General features: G+C 73.6%; 1 protein-coding gene and 1 pseudogene. One reads left to right on the top strand and one right to left on the bottom strand.

Going from position 1 to position 1,668, the window contains the following annotated elements; all coding sequences use genetic code 11:
- Nucleotides 1-1,206 (top strand): DUF2339 domain-containing protein (locus ACWELQ_RS45305; protein WP_452403127.1); only part of this gene is annotated, 1,206 nt, incomplete at its 5' end.
- A 66-nt stretch (nt 1,207-1,272) separates the two neighbouring features.
- On the opposite strand, the pseudogene ACWELQ_RS45300 reads toward ACWELQ_RS45305, so the two are convergent.
- Nucleotides 1,273-1,668 (bottom strand): annotated as a pseudogene (locus ACWELQ_RS45300) (MMPL family transporter); the annotation flags it as partial.

Raw genomic sequence — 1,668 nt, 5'->3', positions numbered from 1 at the left:
CCGGCCGTGACCACCGACCTGGTGCTGATCGGCTTCCTGATCGTGTTGCAGATCGCCGCCCTCCCCGTGCAATTGGTGCGTGACTGGCCGTGGCTGCACGTGGTGCGCACGGTCCCGGCGGTGCTGGCGACCCTGGTCGCGGCGACCGCTTCGGCACTGGGGCTGGGCAGCGACGCCACCGCGGCTTCGGATCGTTTCGAGGTGCTGGCCGCGGCGATCGTCATCGCGGTCGCGGGGCTGGCGGGCGCGATCCTCTGCGGGCGGCAGCGCGCCGGGGAAGTCACCGCGAGCCTGAGCTTCGCCGCGGCGACACTGCCGATGCTGGCCGCGCCGATCATGTTCGGCCGAATGGGATCCGTCCTGGTGTCCGCCTCGTTCGCCGCCGTGCTGCTGCTCGTCGCCGTGCTGCCGTGGCTGCCGAAACTGGGTGCCGCCCTGCGGATTCCGGCGCATCTGGCCGTCGTCTCGGCGCTGGCGGGCGCGTTCGCGCTGCTGGAGGCGTGCCTCGGGGTCTCGCGGGTGCAGACCCTGCCGGTGGCCCTGTGCGTGGTCGCCATGGGCTTCCTGGCGGTGGCCGGTCAGCAGCGGTCGCGGATCGCGGCGGGCATCGGTGCGGGTTACGGGGTGCTCGGCGCACTCGTCTTCGGCTACCGCGCCGATCCGGCGACCCTCGCCGGCCAGGCCGAAGCCGAAGCGCACCTGGGTATTTCGACCGCCCTGTCGGCCCTGACGCTGCTGGCGGTGCTGCTGGTGGCGGGCTGGGCCGCGCGTCGCCTCGGCCTGCTGGACGGGGAATCCGAGGCCACCACGCTGTCGGTGTTCGCCGGTATCGCCGGTCTGTACGCGGTGACCGCGCTGACGGTGTCCCTCGGTGTCGCCACCGGCAACCCGGACGGCTTCCGCGCCGGGCACGGGATCGCGACGGTGGTCTGGATGGCCGCCGCGACCGCCGCCCTGCTCTACGGCCTGCGCCGCCTGGCCCGTACCCCGCAGCGGGCCAAGGTCGCGCTCGCGGCCGGACTGCTGGTCACCGCGGCCGCCCTGGCCAAACTGTTCCTGTTCGATCTGGCCACCCTCGACGGGTTGGTGCGCGCCGCGGCCTTCCTCGTGGTCGGTGTGCTGCTGCTGGTGGCGGGCACCCGCTACGCGCGGGCCTACGCGGATCTGGAGAACCGCGGGTCCGACCTGGAGGCGCCGACCGCGTGACACCCTGAATGACGAACGCCCGGCCGAGGATTCGGCCGGGCGTTCGTCGTCTTCGGTTCGGGCGGATCAGTCGCGATCCTGGCGGCGGAGCAGTTCGTTGACGCTCACCTGACGTCCCTCACCGCCGCGATGCTTGGCATCCTCGTCCGGCTTGGGGCGCCGCCGCGCCGAACGCAGATCCGACATCCACTGCTCGATGCTGCTGCGCTCACCGGGCGGCGGTTCCGCCGCGGCATGGTGGGCCGGATGCTCTTCCGTGGCAGCCGCGTCGTCCGCCGGTTCCGAGTGTCCCTCGGCGTCACCGGTTTCGGCCGGTTGCGGCTGGTAGAGCTGGGCCCGCGTGGCCGGATGCGGCGGGATCTTCGCCGTCGGCGGCGGCAGGACGCGTTCGGAGCCGACCGCGGGCGCGGGCGGATCCGCCGGTGCCGGGGGCGGTGCGGCCGGTGCGGTTGCCGCGGGAGG

Source organism: Nocardia sp. NPDC004722, assembly GCF_053601505.1.
Note: the sequence above shows the minus strand (reverse complement) of the source record. Positions and strands in the feature narration are given on the sequence as shown.